Below are 18832 nucleotides of genomic sequence, written 5' to 3'. Positions count from 1 at the left end.
GAGTCATACCTCGGTCAGCCGCCGCACCAGCCCGCTGTCGTCGCCCTGGGCGTCGAAGTCGGCCAGCACCAGCGCCACCGCCTCGCGCACCAGTCGGCCACGGTCGACGGCCAGCCCGTGGGCGCTGCGCAGCGTGAGCCGCGCCTGCTCGATGTGCAGCAGCTCGTCGGAGGTGACGTAGACCGTCATCTTCTCGTCGTGCCGGATCCGGCCGCTCGGCTTGGGGACCGCGGGCTCCGGCGCCTCCCTGGCGTCCTCGGTGACCTCCGGAGCGTCGGGGACCGCGTGGACGGCGGTCGGGCGGAAGAGGTCGTCGGCGGTAGGCATGCTCACGCGTCGAGGCACCGGGCGAGCACCTCCTTGGACAGCTGGCGGTAGGCGTCGGCGCCGCCGGACGTGGAGGCGTACGACGTGATCGGCTCGCCGGCGACGGTGGCATCGGAGAACTTCACGGTCCGCCGGATGACGGTGTGGAAGACCTTGTCGCCCCAGGCCTGCACGAGGCGGTCCATGACCTCGCGCGAGTGCAGCGTGCGGCCGTCGAACATGGTGCCGAGCACGCCGTCGATCTCCAGGCTCGGGTTGAGCCGCTCGCGCACCTTGTCGATGGTCGTCTTCAGCAGCGCCACGCCGCGCAGGGCGAAGTACTCGCACTCCAGCGGGATGATCACGCCGTTGGAGGCGGTGAGCGCGTTGACCGTCAGCAGGCCCAGGGAGGGCTGGCAGTCGATGAGGATGACGTCGTACTTGTCCATGGCCGGCGCGAGCACCCGCTGCAGGGTCTGCTCCCGGGCCACCTCGTGCACGAGCTGCACCTCGGCGGCGGACAGGTCGATGTTGGAGGGCAGCAGGTCCATGCCGGGGACCCGGGTGGGCACCACGACGTCCTCGACGCTCACGTCGCGCTGCATGAGCAGGTTGTAGATGGACAGCTCCATCTCGTGCGGGTTGAGACCCAGGCCGACCGACAGCGAGCCCTGCGGGTCGAAGTCGACCAGCAGCACCTTGCGGCCGTGCTCGGCCAGGGCCGCCCCCAGGTTGATGGTCGTCGTGGTCTTGCCGACGCCGCCCTTCTGGTTGCACATCGAGATCACCCGCGCGCGAGTCGGCCCGGAGACCGGCCGCGGCTCGGGCAGGACCGGCATCGGCCGACCGGTGGGGCCCATGACGACCTCGGCGACCTCGATGCCCTCGAGGACCGGGTCGGGCGCCAGCGTGGTGGACGGCGCCTCGTTGCTGGCGGCCATCTCGGGCACTCCCTCGCGCTGGGGACGCTCGAAGGGAAGGGGGTCGGACACGTGCTCATCTCCTGCTGCTGGGGAAGGGACCGGCACGCGGGGTGGCATGTCGAAGGCACTGCTGCCGGCGGATCCGGGGTACGTCCCGTTGTCGCTCATGTGCCACTCCTCGTGGTCGGCCCAGGATGTCGGTCAGGTGGTCCGGTGGGGCTCTGCTCCCCATCACACAATGTCGACACGACGACATTGCGCAGGCTCGCCGGGGACTCTAGGTCCGGTGCCGACGGCGGACCAAGACGACGGCGAGATCCCACAGGCGCAAGGGCGATCTGTGCATGACCTGTGCACTCGCGCCCGCTCGACTGCACAGGCGAAGGCCGGCCTGTGCACTTTCCTGTGGAGGAGCGAGGACCACTGGTCCAGCGTCTCCTCCCGGATCAGTCGCCCGGATCGGTCGGCCGGATCAGTCGCCCAGGCAGCGCATCGCGGTGGTCGTGAGCGCGAGCTCTCCGAGCTCGTCGGACAGGTCGAGGTCGACGACCGCCTCGATCACCCAGTCGTGGTTGCCCTCGGGGTCGTGGATGGTCTGACGGACCTCCCACCGCCGACCGCTGCGCTGTACGGCGAGCAGTGACGGGCCCCGGGCGTCCGGGCCGAGGTCGACGCGGTCGTGCTCGGCGTAATACTCCTCGATCGCGGCGTCCCAGGCGGAGCGCGTCATGAGCACCTCGCCGGGCGGGTCGGTCCGGTCCGCAGCGGCGCGCTCCAGGGCCATCAGCCCGTCCAGGTCGTCGCGCGCGACCAGCTCGACCCGGCGGAACATCGCGTTGCGGATCATGATCGTGAACGGCCGCTCCTGCGCGCTGATCGGCCGGTTCATCGGCGGCGGCGTGCCCTCGGCGACCGTCCGGGCCACGTGCTCGGGGTCCGAGAGCGCCTCCCACTCGTCGAGCAGCGAGGAGTCGGTCTGGCGCACGGTCTCCCCCAGCCACTCGATGAGGTCGTCGAGCTCGGGCGTGCGGTGCGCCTCGGGGACCGTCTGGCGCAGGGTGCGGTAGGCGTCGGTGAGGTAGCGCAGCACCAGCCCCTCGGAGCGCGCCAGCTCGTAGCGGCCGACGAAGTCGGTGAAGCTCATCCCCTGCTCGTACATCTCGCGCACGATCGACTTCGGGTCCAGCGCGTCCTCGCGCAGCCACGGGTGGGTGCCGCGGTAGATCTCGTAGACGCCCTCCAGCAGCTCGGCGAGCGGCTGCGGCCAGGTGATGGCGTCCAGCAGCAGCATCCGCTCGTCGTACTCGATGCCGTCGGCCTTCATCTCCCCGATCGCGACGCCGCGCGCGGCGCGCTGCTGGGCGAACAGGATCTGCCGAGGTGCCTCGAGCACCGCCTCGATCACCGAGAGGATGTCGAGGGTGTAGGTCTCGCTCTCCGGATCCAGGACGTCGAGCGCGGCCAGGGCGAAGTGCGCCAGCGGCTGGTTGAGGGCGAAGTCCTCCGGGAGGTCGACCGTGAGGACGTAGCGCCGGCCGAACTCGTCGGGCTCGTCGAGGCGCGTCACCGTGCCGGAGTGCACCAGGCTCCGCATCAGGCGCAACGCGCGCCGGCAGAGCCGGAGCTGGCTGCGGCGGTCCTCGTGGTTGTCCTCGAGCAGGCTGCGGAGCACCGGGAAGGCGTCCTCCTCGCGGGCGAGGACGTTGACCAGCATCGCGTTGTCAACCCTCATCCGCGACTGCAGCCGCTCGGACTCGCCGTTGACCAGCTTGTCGAAGGTCTGCTCGGTCCACACCACCATGCCCTCGGGGGGCTTCTTGAGCTGCGCCTTGCTCTTGCGCTTGGCCTGCTTCTCCGCGCTCATCGTGGCGTTCTTGGCGTCGGCCTTCTTGCGGGCGCGGTCGTTCTCGATGACGTGCTCGGGCGCCTGGACCACGACGTAGCCCGCCGTGTCGAACCCGGCCCGTCCGGCACGGCCGGCGATCTGCAGGAACTCCCGGGTGCGCAGGATCCGCTGCCGGCTGCCGTCGAACTTCGCCAGCCCGGTGAACAGCACCGTGCGGATCGGGACGTTGATGCCCACGCCGAGCGTGTCGGTGCCGCAGATCACGGTGAGCAGCCCCGCCTGGGCCAGCTGCTCCACCAGGCGCCGGTAGCGCGGCAGCATGCCGGCGTGGTGGATGCCGATCCCGCGGCGCACCATCTTGGACAGCGTCTTGCCGAAGCCCGACCCGAACCGGAACGCGCCGATCACCTCGGCGATGGCGTCCTTGTCGGCCTGGCTGAGCTTGCCGATGGCCGAGCTCGGCGAGAGCAGGCTGGTGGCGTGCTCCACGGCGTCCTTCTGCGTGAAGTGCACGACGTAGACCGGGGCCTGCCGCTCCTCGACGAGCCGCTGCACGGTCTCGTCGAGGGGGGTGAGCGACCACTCGAACGACAGCGGCACCGGGCGCTCGGCGTCGTCCACGACGGCGGTCTCGCGGCCGGTACGCCGGCTCAGGTCCGCGGCGATGTCGCTGACGTCGCCCAGGGTCGCCGACATCAGCAGAAACTGCGCGTGCGGCAGCGCCAGGATCGGCACCTGCCAGGCCCAGCCGCGGTCCGGCTCGGCGTAGTAGTGGAACTCGTCCATCACGACCAGCCCGACGTCGGCGTCGGCGCCCTCGCGCAGGGCGATGTTGGCGAGCACCTCGGCGGTGCAGCAGATGATGGGCGCGTCGACGTTGACCGAGGCGTCGCCGGTGAGCATGCCGACGTTCTCGGCTCCGAAGACCGCGCACAGCGCGAAGAACTTCTCGCTCACCAGCGCCTTGATGGGCGCGGTGTAGAACGACACCCGGTCCTCGGCGAGCGCGGCGTGGTGCGCGGCCTCCGCCACCAGCGACTTGCCGGAGCCGGTCGGCGTCGCGAGCACCACGTTGTCGCCGGAGAGCAGCGCGAGGATGGCCTCCTCCTGATGCGGGTAGAGCTCCAGGCCGCGTGCGGCGACCGCGGTGGTGATCTCCTCGAGGAGGTCGCTCACCGCTCGTCCAGCACCGTCGGGACGTGGTGCCACCCGGCGCCGGCGGTCAGGGCCGGACCGTCGGAGGGATGGGCGCAGGCGCGTGGGGGGCTCACGAGGGACATTCTCCCCAACGCCCGCGGACTCAGTCGCGCGCCCGGGGGTGCGCGGTCGCGAAGACCTCGCGCAGGTTGTCGACGGTGACCAGCGTGTAGACCTGAGTCGTGGTCACCGAGGCGTGACCGAGCAGCTCCTGAACGACGCGGACGTCGGCGCCGCCGTCGAGCAGGTGCGTGGCGAAGGAGTGGCGCATCGTGTGCGGCGAGACGTCGCGCGTGATGCCGGCGCGGTCGGCCGCCTTGACCAGCACCGCCCACGCCGATTGGCGCGAGAGACGACCGCCGCGGGCGTTGAGGAAGAGCGCGCCACCGACCCTCCCGGAGCCGGTGGCCACCAGCTCGGGCCGGGCCCGCACCAGGTAGGCCGACAGTGCCTCGCGGGCGTACGAGCCGATCGGCACCAGGCGCTCCTTGCTGCCCTTGCCCCGCAGCAGGACCGTGCCGTCGACGTCGTCGAGGTCGTCCACATCGAGGCCCACGGCCTCCGAGATCCGGGCCCCGGTGCCGTAGAGCACCTCGAGCAGCGCCCGGTCGCGCAGTGCCAGCGTCGTGCCCGGAGCACCCGCCGCCTCCAGGATCGCCTCGACGTCCGAGAGCGGCAGCGCCTTGGGCAGCCGCTTGGCCGGGGTCGGCGGCTTCACGCCCCTGGCCGGGTCCAGCGTGGCCAGGCCGTCGGCCACGGCGAACTTGTGGAAGCCCCGCACCGCGACCACGGTCCGGGCGGCCGAGGTGGCACTGAGCGGCTGGTGGTCCTCGTCCCCCTCGCGCAGCCGCATCAGGAAGCCGGACACGGTCGCCTCGCTCACCTGGTCCAGCCGCTCGACGCCCTCGGCCGCGAGGTGTGCCCGGTAGCGCCGCAGGTCGCGACGGTACGACGTCAGGGTGTTGGCCGCGAGGCCCTTCTCCACCGACAGGTGCTCGAGGTAGGTGCGGATCGCCCGCTCGATGTCCTTGCCGACATCGGCCGGCCGGTTCGTGTCGCCCAACTCAGCCCAGCACGCTCTCCAGGGCGACCGCCTCGATGCCGACGGCCTCCCCGACTGGCCCGTTGGTGAGCTGTCCGGCATGGGTGTTGAGCCCCAGCGCCAGGCTGTGGTCCTGACGGCTCGCCTCGATCCAGCCCCGATCGGCCAGCTTGACGGTGTAGGGCAGCGTCGCGTTGGTCAGCGCGTACGTCGAGGTGTTCGGCACCGCACCGGGCATGTTCGCCACGCAGTAGAACGTCGAGCCGTGCACCTGGTACGTCGGGTCCGCGTGCGTCGTGGCGTGGGTGTCCTCGAAGCAGCCGCCCTGGTCGACCGCGATGTCGACCAGCACACTGCCCGGCTTCATCCGCGAGACCAGCTCGTTGGAGACCAGCTTGGGCGCCGCCGCCCCCGGGATCAGCACCGCACCGATCACCAGGTCGGCCTCCAGCACCTGCTGCTCCACCGCCAGCTTCGAGGAGGCCAGCCCGTGCACCCGGTTGCTGTAGCGCCAGAACGACATCCGCAGCTTGTCCAGGTCGGTGTCCAGCAACGTCACGTCCGCGCCCATCCCCAGCGCGATGTTCGCGGCGTTCTGTCCCGAGACCCCCGCCCCGATGATCACGACCTTGGCGTTGGCCACCCCACCGACACCACCCATCAGCACCCCCCGGCCACCCTCGGCCTTCAGCAGGCTGTGCGCACCGACCTGCGGCGCCAGACACCCCGCGACCTCCGACATCGGGTACAGCAACGGCAGCCCACCCGAGGGCAGCTGCACGGTCTCGTAGGCGATCGCGGTGACCCCGCTCGCCAGCAGGGCCTCGGTCAGCGGCTTGTCCGCCGCCAGGTGCAGGTAGGTGAACAGCGTCAGCCCCTCGCGCAGTCGGTGGTACTCCTCGGCCACCGGCTCCTTGACCTTGAGCACCAGGTCCACCGAGCCCCACACCTCGTCGGCGGAGTCCAGGATCCGCGCCCCGGCCGCGACGTACTCCTCGTCGTCGATCGACGAGCCCACCCCCGCGCCCCGCTCGACCACGACCTCATGGCCGTGCGCGGTCAGCTCGTGCACCCCCACCGGAGTGATCGCCACGCGGTACTCGTGGTTCTTGACTTCCTTCGGCACGCCGACCTTCACCTGAAGCTCCTTCCGCCGGGCGGCGCAGTGGCGCCACGCGCGACACTATCGCCCGGAGCCACCGGCGACACGGACGATGACCGGACGGCTCATGAGGAGGTGAGCCCGCGTGCCTGCGCTGTGAGGACCGCGATCGCCACATGGGCGTCGGCGACCGCGCCGGAGAGTACGGCGTCGCGCAGCTCCTCGAGCGGCACCCAGCCGACCTCCATCTCGGCCTCCTCGTGCGCGAGCTCGAAGTCGCCTCTGCCCACGTCGGTGAGTCCGCGCGCCAGGTAGTAGTGCGCCCGCTCCTCGGTCAGGCCCGGAGAGGAGAGCATCGTCGCCAGGTGGGTCCAATCGCCCGCCTCGAGCCCGGCCTCCTCACGCAGCTCGCGACGCGCCACCTCCGCCGGCTCCTCGCCGGGGACGTCGACCAGCCCCGCCGGGAGCTGCACCAGCCGGCGGCCCACCGGGTGGCGGTACTGCCACAGGCATAGGGCGCGGTCCTCCTCGTCCACGGCGAGGACGACCGCCGCGCCTGGGTGCTCGACCACCACCCGCGTGAACGGCCGCTCCTCGGGGCGACCCGGCCGGCGTACCCGGTCGGCGCGGACGCGCACCACCCAGCCGCCTCCGTCGTACACCTCGGTGCTGTCCTCGACCGGCCAGTGCTCCTCGACGTCCGCGATCTCCGGGTTGCTCACCCCACCGACGCTATCGGTCCGCCCCTCGCCAACGCTGACCCGTCACAAACTTTCTGACGGGTCAGCGGGGATGTCGTGCAGTTGGTGACGGGTCAGTCGTCGTCGGCGCGGCGCAGGGCGCTCTCGTCGATCGGGAAGCGGAGCTCCTTCTGGCGCTCGATCGCCGCGCCGATGAGGCCGGCGAACAGCGGGTGCGGGCGGGTGGGCCGGGAGCGCAGCTCGGGGTGGGCCTGGGTGGACACGTAGTAGGGGTGCACCTCGCGAGGCAGCTCGACGAACTCCACCAGGCCCAGGTCGGTGTTGGTGCCCGAGAAGACCAGGCCGGCCTCCTGGAGCTGGTCGCGGTAGGCGTTGTTGACCTCGTAGCGGTGCCGGTGGCGCTCCTGGATCGTGGCCTCGCCGTAGGCCTCGCGTACGACGGTGCCGGGCGCGAGATCGGCGGGGTAGAGGCCCAGCCGCATCGTGCCGCCCAGGTCGCCGGCGCCCTCCACGATGGACTTCTGCTCGGCCATCGTCGCGATCACCGGCTCGGGGCAGTCCGGGTCGAACTCGGTGGACGCGGCCTTGGACAGGCCGGCCACCGATCGTGCGTACTCGATGACCATGCACTGCAGCCCCAGACACAGACCCAGCGTCGGGATGCCGTGAGTGCGCGCGTAGGTCAGGGCCCCCAGCTTGCCCTCGATGCCACGGACGCCGAAGCCCCCGGGCACGCAGACCGCGTCGACGTCGTGGAGGTGCTTGTGGGCCCCGGCGGGTGTCGCGCACTCGTCGGAGGCGACCCACCTCAGCTGCACCTTGGCCTCGTGGGCGAAGCCGCCCGCGCGCAGCGCCTCGGCCACCGAGAGGTAGGCGTCGGGCAGGTCGATGTACTTGCCGACCAGGGCGACGGTCACCTCCTCCTTGGGGTGGTGCACGCGGCGCAGCAGGTCGTCCCAGACGGTCCAGTCGACGTCGCGGAAGGGCAGGTCCAGACGGCGTACGACGTAGGCGTCGAGGCCCTCGCGGTGCAGGACCTTCGGGATGTCGTAGATCGACGGGGCGTCCGCCGCGGTGACGACGGCCTCCTCGTCGACGTCGCACATCAGCGAGATCTTCTTCTTGATCGACTGCGGCAGCTCGCGGTCGGCGCGGCAGACGACGGCGTCGGGCTGGATGCCGACCTGGCGCAGCGCGGCCACCGAGTGCTGGGTCGGCTTGGTCTTCAGCTCCCCGGAGGGCCCGATGTAGGGCACGAGGGAGACATGCAGGAAGAAGCAGTTGGCGCGACCGATGTCGTGACGCACCTGACGGGCGGCCTCGAGGAACGGCAGCGACTCGATGTCGCCGACCGTGCCGCCGACCTCGGTGATCACCACATCGACCTCACCGTCCCCGGTGCCGGAGCCCATCGCGAGGATGCGCTCCTTGATCTCGTTGGTGATGTGCGGGATCACCTGGACGGTGTCCCCGAGGTAGTCGCCCCGACGCTCCTTGGCGATCACGCTGGAGTAGACCTGCCCGGTCGTGACGTTGGCGATCTGTCCCAGGTCGGTGTCGAGGAACCGCTCGTAGTGGCCGATGTCCAGGTCGGTCTCGGCCCCGTCGTTGGTCACGAAGACCTCGCCGTGCTGGAACGGGTTCATCGTCCCGGGGTCGACGTTGAGGTAGGGGTCGAGCTTCTGCATGGTCACGCGCAGGCCGCGCGAGCGCAGCAGGCGGCCTAGGCTGGAAGCCGTGAGCCCCTTCCCGAGCGAGGAGGCGACGCCTCCGGTCACGAACACGTGCTTGGTCGGCGTGGGGCTCTTCACGGAAGACCAGGGTATCCCAGAATCGGTGATCTATCCGCGTCCACGCGCCGACTGGGCCACCTCGAGCAGCTCACGGGCGTGCGCCAGCGCGGTGTCGGAGTCAGTGAGCCCGGCCAGCATCCGCGACAGCTCGCGCTCGCGGCTCTCGTCGTCGAGGACCGTCAGGCCCGAGCTCGTGACCGAGCCGTCGCTCGACTTCTCGACCACGACGTGCCGGTCGGCGTAGGCGGCGACCTGGGGCAGGTGGGTCACGACCAGGACCTGCGCGGTGCGGGCCAGCTGCGCCAGGCGGCGTCCGACCTCGACGGCCGCCGCACCCCCCACGCCCGCGTCCACCTCGTCGAAGACGAAGGTCGGCACGGGGCTGGTGCCCGCCAGGGACACCTCGATCGCGAGCATCACCCGGGACAGCTCGCCCCCCGAGGCCCCTTTGCCGAGCGGGCGCGGCTCGGAGCCGGTGTTGGCCGCGAGCAGGAGCTCCACGTCGTCGACGCCATGGGCGGAGTAGCGCAGCCACCTCGCGCCGATCCGCAACGGCGCCCGGCGCCCCTCGCTGGGCTCGGCCTCGGTCTGGGTCACCGCGACGGTCAGCCGCGCGTGCGGCATCGCCAACAGGCTCAGCTCCTCGCTGACCTGGTCGCCGAGCCGTCCGGCGGCGTCCTGTCGCAGGCGGGAGAGCTCGGCGGCGGCCTGGGCCAACTGGGTGCGCAGGGTCTCGCGCTCGCCCTTGAGCTCGGCGATGCGGTCGTCGGTGGAGTCGAGGTCCAGCAGCCGCTGGGACGCCTCCTGCGCCCACGCCAGGACCTCCTCGACGCTGTCGCCGTACTTGCGGGTGAGCGCGGTGAGCGCGGCCCGGCGCTCGGAGACCACGGCGAGCCGGGCGGGGTCGGTGTCGATGCGGGAGGCGTACGACGCCACGTCGGCGGCCACGTCGGAGAGCAGGTAGGTGACCTCGGCGAGCCGGTCGGCGAGCTCGCCCGCCTCGGCATCGTGCTCGCGCACGCCGTCCAGCGCGGTGCGGGCAGCCGACGTCGTGGCCAGCGCGTCGGGTGCCTCCTGCTCGCTGCTCAGCGCCTCACGCGCCGTCTCCGCCGCGGCACGAAGGGTGTCGGAGAACCCCAGCCGCGCCTCCTCGGCGGCCAGCTCCACGTCCTCGCCGGGCTCTGGTGAGACGGCCTCGACCTCCTCGAGCCCGAACCGCAGCAGGTCGGCCTCGCGAGCCCGCTCCCGAGCGCTGGAGACCACCTCGACCAGCTCGGACTCGACGTCCTCCAGCCGCGCGTGCACCCGCGCGTAGGAGGCGGCCGCAGCGCCCAGAGCCTCGCCCCCGAACCGGTCCAGCGCCTCACGCTGGGCCCTCGCCTGCAGGAGGCGGTGCTGGTCGGACTGGCCGTGCACCGCCACCAGGGGCTGAGCGACCTCGGCGAGGGTGGCGACCGGGACCGAGGCGCCGCCGACGAACGCGCGGGACCGGCCCTCGGCGGAGACGTTGCGGGCCAGGACGACCCGGTCGTCCTCCACCACTCCCCCGGCGTCCTCGACCGCCTCAGCCAGGCCGGGCAGGTCGGAGACGGTCACGACGCCCTCGACGCGAGCGGTCTTCGACCCGGTGCGGACCGCGCCCGTGTCGGCGCGCCCGCCCAGCAGCAGGCCGAGCGCGGTGACGATCATGGTCTTGCCGGCGCCGGTCTCGCCGGTGATGACCGTGAGCCCGGGCCCGAGCTCGAGCGCGGAGGAGTCGATCACCCCGAGGGATCCGATGCGGATCTCCTCGATCATGCCTCCTCCCCGCGGAAGCGGCGCTCGGCCGGGCCGCGCCAGCCCTCGACGGGCAGCCCGAACTTCGCCACCAGGCGGTCGGTGAACGGCGCCTCGTGCAGTCGGACCAACCGGACCGGCTGGGTGCCGCGGCGCACCTCGATCCGGGCTCCGGGTGGCAGGTCGACCGTGCGGCGGCCGTCGCACCAGAGCACGCCGGCACCCTCGGTGCGTGCGAGCACCTCGATGGCCACGACCGAGGTCGGAGCGACGACCAGGGGCCGGGCGAACAGGGCGTGAGCGCTCAGCGGCACGATGCACATCGCCTCGACGCTCGGCCACACGATGGGGCCGCCGGCGCTGAAGTTGTAGGCCGTCGAGCCGGTGGGGGTCGCACACACCACGCCGTCGCAGCCCCAGCGAGACAGCGGTCGTCCGTCGATGCCGAGGACGACCTCGAGCATCCGCTGGCGGGCGGCCTTCTCGACGCTCGCCTCGTTGACCGCGAAGGTGCTGGTGACCAGCTCACCGTCACGGTAGACGCGGACATCGAGCGTCATCCGGTCCTCGAGCGTGTAGTCGCGAGCGACGATCGCGGCGAGCGTGGACTCCACGTCGTCCTGCTCGGCCTCCGCGAGGAACCCCACGTGGCCCAGGTTGACGCCGAGGACCGGGGTAAGGCTCTCGTGGGTCACCTCGGCGGCGCGCAGGATCGAGCCGTCCCCGCCGATCACCAAGGTGATCTCGCAGTCCCTGCTCGCGTCGGTCTCGGACTCCGTGAGCTCGATGCAGGGGTCGTAGTCGACCGGGTCCAGCCCCAGGTCGGCCGCCTCGTCGGCCAGGAGCCGCACGATGATGCCCTCGCCGGTGAGGCCCTTGCAGAAGGCACGGGCGACGTCGCGGGCCTCCTCGCGCCCCGTGTGGGCGAGCACGAGGACCCGGCGCACGGGCGAGTGGTCGGTCACGGCTCCACCCTCTCACCCGGCACCCCCGGCGCCGTGGCTCGGCGCACGCAGGTGTGGATCTCTTCTTCGGTGAGCGTCGCGGGGCCACGCCGCAGCCAGAGGAAGAACTCCACGTTCCCCGAGGGCCCGGGCAACGGGCTGGTCGCCACGTGGACGGCGCCCCAGCCCCGCGTGGCGGCCGCCTCGGCCACGCCGATGACCGCCTCCGCCCGGAGCCCCGGGTCGCGCACGACCCCGCCCTTGGGGATGCGGTCCTTGCCCACCTCGAACTGCGGCTTCACCATGAGCGCCAGGTCACCGTCCTCACGGGTCACCCCGATCAGCGCGTCCAGGACCAGCGGCAGGGAGATGAACGACAGGTCCCCCACCACCAGGTCGACCGGACCTCCGATCAGCTCGGGCGTCAGCTCCCGGACGTTGGTGCGGTCGTGGACCACCACGCGCTCGTCGTTCTGCAGGCGCCAGACCAGCTGCCCGTACCCGACGTCGACCGCCACGACCTGCGCCGCCCCGGCGCGCAGGAGCACGTCGGTGAACCCGCCGGTGGACGCGCCGGCGTCCAGGCAGCGCCGCCCGGCCACCTCGAGACCGAGCGGCCCGAACGCCGCGAGGGCGCCGGCCAGCTTGTGGCCGCCGCGGGAGGCGTAGTCGGGGCGGTCCGGGTCGTCGCTCACCACGATCGCGACGTCGGTCGTCACGCCGGTCGCCGGCTTGCCGGCGACCGCGCCGGACACCTTGACCCGACCCGCCGCGATCAGCTCGCTGGCGTGGTCCCGGCTCCTGGCCAGGCCCCGGCGCACCAGCTCGGCGTCGAGGCGGAGTCGGCGCGGTGGCATGGCGCCGCCTACGCCGGGTCTGCGGGCAGGGGCTTCGTCATCCCCGTGGGAGTGCTCGCCTCGCTCGTCGTCGCCGGGGGCACCTCGTCCAGGGCCCGGCGCAGCTTGTCGTGCGCCTGCTCGAACGCCGCGACGTGCTCCTCCACGGGCCGGTCGCGCAGGTCCTCGATCTCGGCCAGGACGGCGTCGACCCGCTCGTCGCCGGTGCGCACCCGCTCCCGCTCCGGCAGGTCGTGGGAGACCTCGAGGTCACCGGGCTGGTCCCCGGCGTCGTGCTCGTCGTGCACGGGCTCCTGCGTCATGGCTCCGAGGCTACCGGCCGCCGGGGTCCGCCCGTCAGGGCGCCACCAGGTCGTCGGCGACGGGCACGTCCCCGCCCCCGTCGACGTGGGCCCACGCCGCGCACGCGACGACCGCCCACCACGCCTCTGCCTCCCCGGAGCCGGACACCTCCAGGCGTCCGTCGGCGACCCGCGCTCGCCACCCGCCGAGCTCCCACCCGTCGTCGGCCCGGCTGGGCGCCTCGTGGGCCCGCAGCAGCCCACCCAGGTCGCGGGCGAGGTACGTCGGTCGCTCCTGCGGGCGCGCCGCGACCAGCTCGGGCAGCCCGGTGACCCCGGTCAGCACCAGCAGCGAGTCGATCCCGGCATTGCGGGCGCCCTCGATGTCGGTGTCCAGGCGGTCCCCGACCATGAGCGGGCGGCGCCCGCCGACGCGGCGCACGGTCTCGTCGAGCAGCGGCCGCTCCGGCTTCCCGGCGACGACCGGCGAGACCCCCGCGAAGCGGGACAGGGTGTCCACCAGCACGCCGTGGCCCGGCGCGACGCCGTAGGCGGTGGGGATCGTGTAGTCGGTGTTGCTCGCCACCCACCAGAGCCCCTCGCGCACCCGCACCGCGGCCCGCATGATGTGGCGCCAGCGCACCTCCGGCCCGTAGCCGGTCACCAGCGCCACCGCGTCGTCGTCCTCCACGTGCGTCGCCACCAGGCCCTCGGCGGCGAGCGCCTCCTCCAGGCCGGCGGCGCCCAGGAGCACCACCCGGGCGCCCGTGCCGAGGCGGTCCACCAGCACCCGGGCCGCGGCCTGCGCGGAGGTGACCACGTCCTCGGGCCTCGCCGTGACCCCCAGCTCCTGCAGGTGGGCCGCGACGGCCTGCGGTGGCCGGGCGGCGTTGTTGGTGATGAAGGCCAGCCGCATCCCGGACTCGCGCACCCGGTCCAGGTGGCCGGCCGCGCCCGGCACGGCGTCCGGTCCGATGTAGACCACCCCGTCCAGATCGAGCATCGCCAGGTCGTAGTCGGTGGACAGGCTGGTGCCGGACACGCCGAGCATGCGGGCCTCCTCGTGAGGTGGACTGGTCCGCGCACCCTACGATGCGATGATGGAGTCCAGCGCCGTGGTCACCCCGCCGTACGTCGGCGGTCCGCTGCGCCTGGTCCCCTTCCGGGCCCTGATGTTGGCGCCCTCGCGCATCGGAGACCCCAGCTCGGCGCGTGCCTTCGCGCGTCCGTATCGGGACGTCGCGGCGCGCCTGGAGCGGTGGCGGGCCCAGGGCCAGCTGACCAGGGACGAGGAGCCCGCGCTCTACCTGCACGAGTACACCGCGGCAGGCATCACGATCCGCGGCCTCGTGGGCCTGCTCGACGTCTCGCGACGCGCCGCCCGCGCCGAGGACCGCGCGATCCTGCCGCACGAGGGCGTCTACCCGGCCCAGGCCGACGACCTGGCGGACCGGATGTCGCAGATGCAGCTGAATCCGGCGCCCATCCTGCTGGTACACCGCGGCCCGGCTCCGTTGCGGGCCCTCCTCGCCCGCGTGCAGCGCCACCCTCCGGAGCACGACTTCACCGACCGCAACGGCCAGCAGCACCGGGTCTGGCCGATCCGCGACCCCGGCGACCTCGCCGCCATCGCGGACCTGCTCGCGGACGAGACCGCCCTCATCGCCGACGGCCACCACCGCTACGCCGCCTACCTGCGGCTGCACACCCGGGACCCGGGCAGCGCCAGCGACTACGGGCTGGCCATGCTCGTGGACCAGGAGGACACCCCGCTCTTCCTCGGCGCGATCCACCGGGTGCTGACCGGCACCTCCGTCGACGACGTGCTCGCGGCGGCGGCCGGTGTGGGCATGGGCGTCGAGGAGACCACCGCGGAGGCGGCCGTCGCCGCTCTCGACCCCGATCACCTGGTCGTCACCGACAGCGACCGCTGGGCGGTACTCAAGGTCACCGTGCCGCCGGACCGGACGGCCGTCCAGCTCCTCCACGACCAGCTCATCCCCGCGCTCCCCTACGGCCCGCGCGACATCCGGTACCACCACACGGTCGACGACGCCCTGGCTCAGGTCAGTCCCGATGTCGGGGTGGCCGTGCTCATGCCGGCCCCGCTCGTCGACCGGATCCTGCGGATCGTGCGCAACGACCGGCTGCTGCCCGAGAAGGCCACGTCGTTCCAGCCCAAGCCCAGCCTCGGCGTGCTGATCAGGTCGCTGCACGACGGATGAGCCGTCCGGCGCTGACCTCGACCTCCACCAGGGAGGCAACGCCGTGACCGGAGCGGAAGAACCGACGCCGCAGGCTGCCCTCCACGGCCACCCGGTCACCCGCACGCCAGCCGGCGACCGAGCGCCTGAGACGCCCGCTCCACACGCAGCACTCGAGGGCGTCCACGCTCTGGTGCGGCCGCGCCGCCGCGGGCGCCCGCGGCACGACCACCCGGAACGTCCACACCGAGTCGCCACTGGGCAGCTCCTTCAGCTCCGGGTCGCGGGAAATCCGCCCCACGAGCCGCACCTCGTTGGCGACCTCGACGCCGCCCTCTGTCGTCTGCGCCGACATGCGCACCACCTCCGAGAGGAACGCTCGCAGGGTTCGCCGACCATGGCTGCCCATAGCCGCACCCCCTGTGGAGAGGGAGCGTCACAAGGCACCGCTGTGGACACCTGCCGGCCCTTCCGCGATTGACGTGTGAGAGCGATGACCGACAACGCGGCCGAGATCGGCAACGCCGTCCGTCAGGTGTCTGGCCAGCCCACCCAGCTCCGTCCTTCCCGGATCCATTCGTGACGCGCTGCGAGCACCACCTGCGCGAGAACGCCTTCGAGGCGCTGACCACCGACAATGGTCTCGCGCTGGGGTTCCAAGCGGGCTGAGGCCCTCAACGAGGCCTTCCAGACCCTCGCCGGCTGGGACAAGTTCGCCGCGAACGTCCAGCACCCCAAGGTCGTGAGCTCGCGAACCTGGGTAGCCGCCAACTCCGACCTCGTGATCCACCAGGTCGGGCCTCGCCAAACTGCTGCCCAGCACCACTCGACCGCCGCCCTCGACGTCCAACTGGGGGTCGTGCGCGACTACCTCGACTCGCGGTCCTTCGTCCTGCGCAACCAGCGCCGTACCACCCTCATGCTCGGCCCGGTCCGCCTCCACCTCAACAGCACCGACGACACCAGCCGCTACGCCAACTTGTTGCGTACCTGGCTCACCGACCGCCACGGCGTAGGCCTGCCCCACCGAGACGGCTACGACCCCGGAACCAGCGTCCACAACGACCGGAAGGACCGCGCTCTGCCCTCGCTACGGCGCTAATCGGGTGTCCCCGCGGCACAGGGCCGAATTCAGCGCGCGGGCGGGTCAGAGCCCACTCTCGGAAGGGCAACTCAGCGAGACTGACGCGCTCAGCCAACCAGTTCTGGTGGCCAGACAATCGCGAAGCGCTCGAGGACGATCTCGTCCTGCTCTGACCACTCCGCGCCTCGGGCGGAGCAGGCGCGCTGCCAATAGCAACGGTGCTCGGACTGCCAGCTCGACAGGGATCGATCGTCCTCGCCCTCGTCGTAGGCGAACCGCTCATCGACTTCGTCGAACGTGCCGATTCGCAGTTCGATGCTGCGCAGCACCACGCGAGGCGACCCGGAGCCGTCGCACGCCACCCAGTGGGACCCGACGCGTGGGAGGTCGTCGCCGCGTGCGCGGAACTCCGTCACCAACTCGGACGTGGCCCGCTTCGGTCCGTCGGTCACAGCCGCCAAGAGCTCATCGGCCAAACGGCGGGAGTCGCCGAACTGCTCGACGGTGTACTCCGGGCATGCCCGTACCCGTTCGGGGTGGGCAGCGGCATACGCCGCCCACATGGCACGAGCAGCTGCGATGTCCACCGCGGCGGCTGGCGGGGTGTCCACGTTAGGTACTGCTCCTTGAGTCGACTAGGGCGACGGACTGGAACTGTCGCCGACGAACGGCTCGTAGGTCGCGTCCCCTCATGCCGCAATCTGCGCGGATGGATACACAGTCATATTGCACGGATGACCGCGGCTGGGCTTCAATTATCCCACCTCAACCGCCAGAGGGGGCCGCCGGCTCGTCGAGCGATCACCGGATCAGGCTTGACGAGAACCTAAATGAAAGTAGGGCCATCCACGAATGGATGGCCCTACTTCAAGAATTGTCCGGCGGCGTCCTACTCTCCCACAGCCTCTCGGGTGCAGTACCATTGGCGCTGTCAGGCTTAACTTCCGGGTTCGGGATGGGACCGGGTGTTTCCCTGACGCTATGGCCGCCGTAACTCTATGACCCCATATTACCCGGTCTGGTCCCCCGTGTTAGTTGGGGGGCCACCGGGTGGGGTGGTCTTGTAGTGGACGCGTGCATACGTTGAGTAGCAGGTGGTTGTGGTTTTGGTTGAGGGTTTGTGGGGCAAGCCCTCGGCCTATTAGTACCGGTCGGCTAGGCATTGCTGCTGTATACCTCCGGCCTATCAACCCAATAGTCTGTTGGGGGCCTTAACCCACAAGGGGTGGGAAACCTCATCTTGAAATGTGCTTCCCGCTTAGATGCATTCAGCGGTTATCACTTCCGAACGTAGCTAACCAGCCGTGCCCCTGGCGGGACAACTGGCACACCAGAGGTTCGTCCATCCCGGTCCTCTCGTACTAGGGACAGATTTTCTCAAGTTTCCTACGCGCGCGGCGGATAGGGACCGAACTGTCTCACGACGTTCTAAACCCAGCTCGCGTGCCGCTTTAATGGGCGAACAGCCCAACCCTTGGGACCTACTCCAGCCCCAGGATGCGACGAGCCGACATCGAGGTGCCAAACCATCCCGTCGATATGGACTCTTGGGGAAGATCAGCCTGTTATCCCCGGGGTACCTTTTATCCGTTGAGCGACGTCGCTTCCACATGCCGACGCCGGATCACTAGTTCCGACTTTCGTCCCTGCTCGACATGTCTGTCTCACAGTCAAGCTCCCTTGTGCACTTACACTCGCCACCTGATTGCCAACCAGGCTGAGGGAACCTTTGAGCGCCTCCGTTACATTTTAGGAGGCAACCGCCCCAGTTAAACTACCCATCAGGCACTGTCCCTGATCCAGATCATGGACCTAGGTTAGATATCTAGTACGACCAGAGTGGTATTTCAACGTTGACTCCACAACCACTGGCGTGGCCGCTTCACAGTCTCCCACCTATCCTACACAAGCCGAACCAAACACCAATACCAAACTATAGTAAAGGTCCCGGGGTCTTTCCGTCCTGCCGCGCGTAACGAGCATCTTTACTCGTAGTGCAATTTCGCCGAGTCCACGGTTGAGACAGCGCCCAAGTCGTTACTCCATTCGTGCAGGTCGGAACTTACCCGACAAGGAATTTCGCTACCTTAGGATGGTTATAGTTACCACCGCCGTTTACTGGGGCTTAAGTTCTCCGCTTCGAACCCGAAGGCTCTAACAGGTCCCCTTAACCTTCCAGCACCGGGCAGGAGTCAGTCCGTATACATCGTCTTACAACTTCGCACGGACCTGTGTTTTTAGTAAACAGTCGCTTGGGCCTGGTCTCTGCGGCCCTCCCCGCTGCCGACCGTAAAGGTCATGACGGTTCGGGCCCCCCTTCTCCCGAAGTTACGGGGGCATTTTGCCGAGTTCCTTAACCATGGTTCGCTCGATCGCCTTGGTATTCTCTACCTGATCACCTGAGTCGGTTTGGGGTACGGGCGGCGTATAGCTCGCTAGAGGTTTTTCTCGACAGCATAGGATCACCCACTTCCCCCATACGGGGTCGGCGTCACGTCTCAGGTCCGTCATCAAAGACAGTGTCCCGGATTTGCCTAGGACACACCCTACCTGCTTACCCGTGGACAACCATCGCCACGGTTGGGCTACCTTCCTGCGTCACCCCATCGCTTGACTACTACCGGTTCGGATCCCACGCTACGCTCACCCGTCTCGCCCCGAAGGGTCCGATCAGATGAGTTTCAGATGGTTAGCATCACCGGGCTCGTCATGGGCGCTACTTTGCCGGTACGGGAATATCAACCCGTTGTCCATCGACTACGCCTGTCGGCCTCGC

At 70.4% G+C, this 18832-nt stretch carries 16 protein-coding genes and 2 rRNA genes (1 of these 18 only partly in view); 2 read left to right on the top strand and 16 right to left on the bottom strand.

Going from position 1 to position 18832, the window contains the following annotated elements:
• Positions 1–3: 3 nt before the first annotated feature.
• From LQ940_RS10095 to LQ940_RS10040, 12 genes are all read right to left on the bottom strand, one after another.
• Positions 4–345: a hypothetical protein gene (locus LQ940_RS10095; RefSeq protein WP_231245125.1), complete on the bottom strand. Its 342-nt coding sequence runs from the start codon at positions 343–345 to the stop codon at positions 4–6.
• Complete coding sequence (locus LQ940_RS10090; RefSeq protein ID WP_231245129.1) at positions 330–1166, bottom strand: ParA family protein; 837 nt, start codon at positions 1164–1166, stop codon at positions 330–332. Before LQ940_RS10090 ends, LQ940_RS10095 begins: the two co-directional genes overlap by 16 nt.
• Before the next feature lie 535 nt (positions 1167–1701).
• Positions 1702–4251, bottom strand: a complete 2550-nt coding sequence (locus LQ940_RS10085; RefSeq protein WP_231245124.1) for a DEAD/DEAH box helicase — start codon at positions 4249–4251, stop codon at positions 1702–1704.
• Positions 4252–4375: 124 nt separating this feature from the next.
• The gene (xerD, locus tag LQ940_RS10080) at positions 4376–5335 is read right to left on the bottom strand and encodes a site-specific tyrosine recombinase XerD (RefSeq protein WP_231245123.1); all 960 of its coding nucleotides are present in this window, start codon (positions 5333–5335) and stop codon (positions 4376–4378) included.
• A 1-nt stretch (position 5336) separates the two neighbouring features.
• Complete coding sequence (gene ald / locus LQ940_RS10075) at positions 5337–6452, bottom strand: alanine dehydrogenase (protein ID WP_231245122.1); 1116 nt, start codon at positions 6450–6452, stop codon at positions 5337–5339.
• Between the two features lie 89 nt (positions 6453–6541).
• Positions 6542–7138: an NUDIX domain-containing protein gene (locus LQ940_RS10070; RefSeq protein WP_231245121.1), complete on the bottom strand. Its 597-nt coding sequence runs from the start codon at positions 7136–7138 to the stop codon at positions 6542–6544.
• Between the two features lie 92 nt (positions 7139–7230).
• Entirely contained in the window at positions 7231–8928 is a 1698-nt protein-coding gene (locus LQ940_RS10065; RefSeq protein WP_231245120.1) for a CTP synthase, read from the bottom strand.
• A gap of 30 nt (positions 8929–8958) precedes the next feature.
• Positions 8959–10707: a DNA repair protein RecN gene (gene recN / locus LQ940_RS10060; RefSeq protein WP_231245119.1), complete on the bottom strand. Its 1749-nt coding sequence runs from the start codon at positions 10705–10707 to the stop codon at positions 8959–8961.
• A complete protein-coding gene (locus LQ940_RS10055) occupies positions 10704–11651 on the bottom strand; it encodes an NAD kinase (protein WP_231245118.1) in 948 nt (315 codons plus the stop codon). The genes recN and LQ940_RS10055 overlap by 4 nt, the downstream gene beginning before the upstream one ends.
• Positions 11648–12487, bottom strand: a complete 840-nt coding sequence (locus LQ940_RS10050; protein ID WP_231245117.1) for a TlyA family RNA methyltransferase — start codon at positions 12485–12487, stop codon at positions 11648–11650. Before LQ940_RS10050 ends, LQ940_RS10055 begins: the two co-directional genes overlap by 4 nt.
• Before the next feature lie 8 nt (positions 12488–12495).
• Entirely contained in the window at positions 12496–12789 is a 294-nt protein-coding gene (locus LQ940_RS10045; RefSeq protein ID WP_231245116.1) for a hypothetical protein, read from the bottom strand.
• A gap of 34 nt (positions 12790–12823) precedes the next feature.
• Complete coding sequence (locus tag LQ940_RS10040; protein ID WP_231245115.1) at positions 12824–13819, bottom strand: HAD-IIA family hydrolase; 996 nt, start codon at positions 13817–13819, stop codon at positions 12824–12826.
• A gap of 49 nt (positions 13820–13868) precedes the next feature.
• Between LQ940_RS10040 and LQ940_RS10035 the strand changes: the two genes are divergently transcribed.
• Entirely contained in the window at positions 13869–14993 is a 1125-nt protein-coding gene (locus LQ940_RS10035) for a DUF1015 family protein (protein WP_231245114.1), read from the top strand.
• Here LQ940_RS10035 and LQ940_RS10030 read toward each other — a convergent pair.
• A complete protein-coding gene (locus LQ940_RS10030) occupies positions 14971–15327 on the bottom strand; it encodes a single-stranded DNA-binding protein (RefSeq protein ID WP_231245113.1) in 357 nt (118 codons plus the stop codon). The two genes, LQ940_RS10035 and LQ940_RS10030, sit on opposite strands and share 23 nt — an antisense overlap.
• 282 nt (positions 15328–15609) lie before the next feature.
• Here LQ940_RS10030 and LQ940_RS10025 point away from each other — a divergent pair, with 282 nt between their 5' ends.
• Positions 15610–16074, top strand: coding sequence for a hypothetical protein (locus LQ940_RS10025; RefSeq protein ID WP_231245112.1), 465 nt, complete (start codon positions 15610–15612; stop codon positions 16072–16074).
• A gap of 89 nt (positions 16075–16163) precedes the next feature.
• Here LQ940_RS10025 and LQ940_RS10020 read toward each other — a convergent pair whose 3' ends face one another.
• The 3 genes from LQ940_RS10020 to LQ940_RS10010 form a co-directional block, all read right to left on the bottom strand.
• Positions 16164–16667, bottom strand: coding sequence for an ASCH domain-containing protein (locus LQ940_RS10020; RefSeq protein WP_231245111.1), 504 nt, complete (start codon positions 16665–16667; stop codon positions 16164–16166).
• Positions 16668–16932: 265 nt separating this feature from the next.
• A 5S ribosomal RNA gene (rrf, locus tag LQ940_RS10015) occupies positions 16933–17049 on the bottom strand.
• Between the two features lie 128 nt (positions 17050–17177).
• Positions 17178–18832: ribosomal RNA gene (locus LQ940_RS10010) — 23S ribosomal RNA — on the bottom strand; it runs 1478 nt beyond the window's last position.

The organism is Nocardioides sp. cx-173 (assembly GCF_021117365.1).
In the GTDB taxonomy this organism is placed as follows: domain Bacteria; phylum Actinomycetota; class Actinomycetes; order Propionibacteriales; family Nocardioidaceae; genus Nocardioides.
Note: the sequence above shows the minus strand (reverse complement) of the source record. Positions and strands in the feature narration are given on the sequence as shown.

Coding starts and splice junctions, on each gene's coding strand:
- LQ940_RS10040 (WP_231245115.1), bottom strand. CDS start 13,819: ATGCTCGGCGTGTCCGGCACCAGCCTGTCCACCGACTACGACCTGGCG.
- LQ940_RS10030 (WP_231245113.1), bottom strand. CDS start 15,327: ATGTCGGCGCAGACGACAGAGGGCGGCGTCGAGGTCGCCAACGAGGTG.
- LQ940_RS10090 (WP_231245129.1), bottom strand. CDS start 1,166: ATGGGCCCCACCGGTCGGCCGATGCCGGTCCTGCCCGAGCCGCGGCCG.
- recN (WP_231245119.1), bottom strand. CDS start 10,707: ATGATCGAGGAGATCCGCATCGGATCCCTCGGGGTGATCGACTCCTCC.
- LQ940_RS10045 (WP_231245116.1), bottom strand. CDS start 12,789: ATGACGCAGGAGCCCGTGCACGACGAGCACGACGCCGGGGACCAGCCC.
- LQ940_RS10025 (WP_231245112.1), top strand. CDS start 15,610: ATGGTCTCGCGCTGGGGTTCCAAGCGGGCTGAGGCCCTCAACGAGGCC.
- LQ940_RS10050 (WP_231245117.1), bottom strand. CDS start 12,487: ATGCCACCGCGCCGACTCCGCCTCGACGCCGAGCTGGTGCGCCGGGGC.
- LQ940_RS10035 (WP_231245114.1), top strand. CDS start 13,869: ATGGAGTCCAGCGCCGTGGTCACCCCGCCGTACGTCGGCGGTCCGCTG.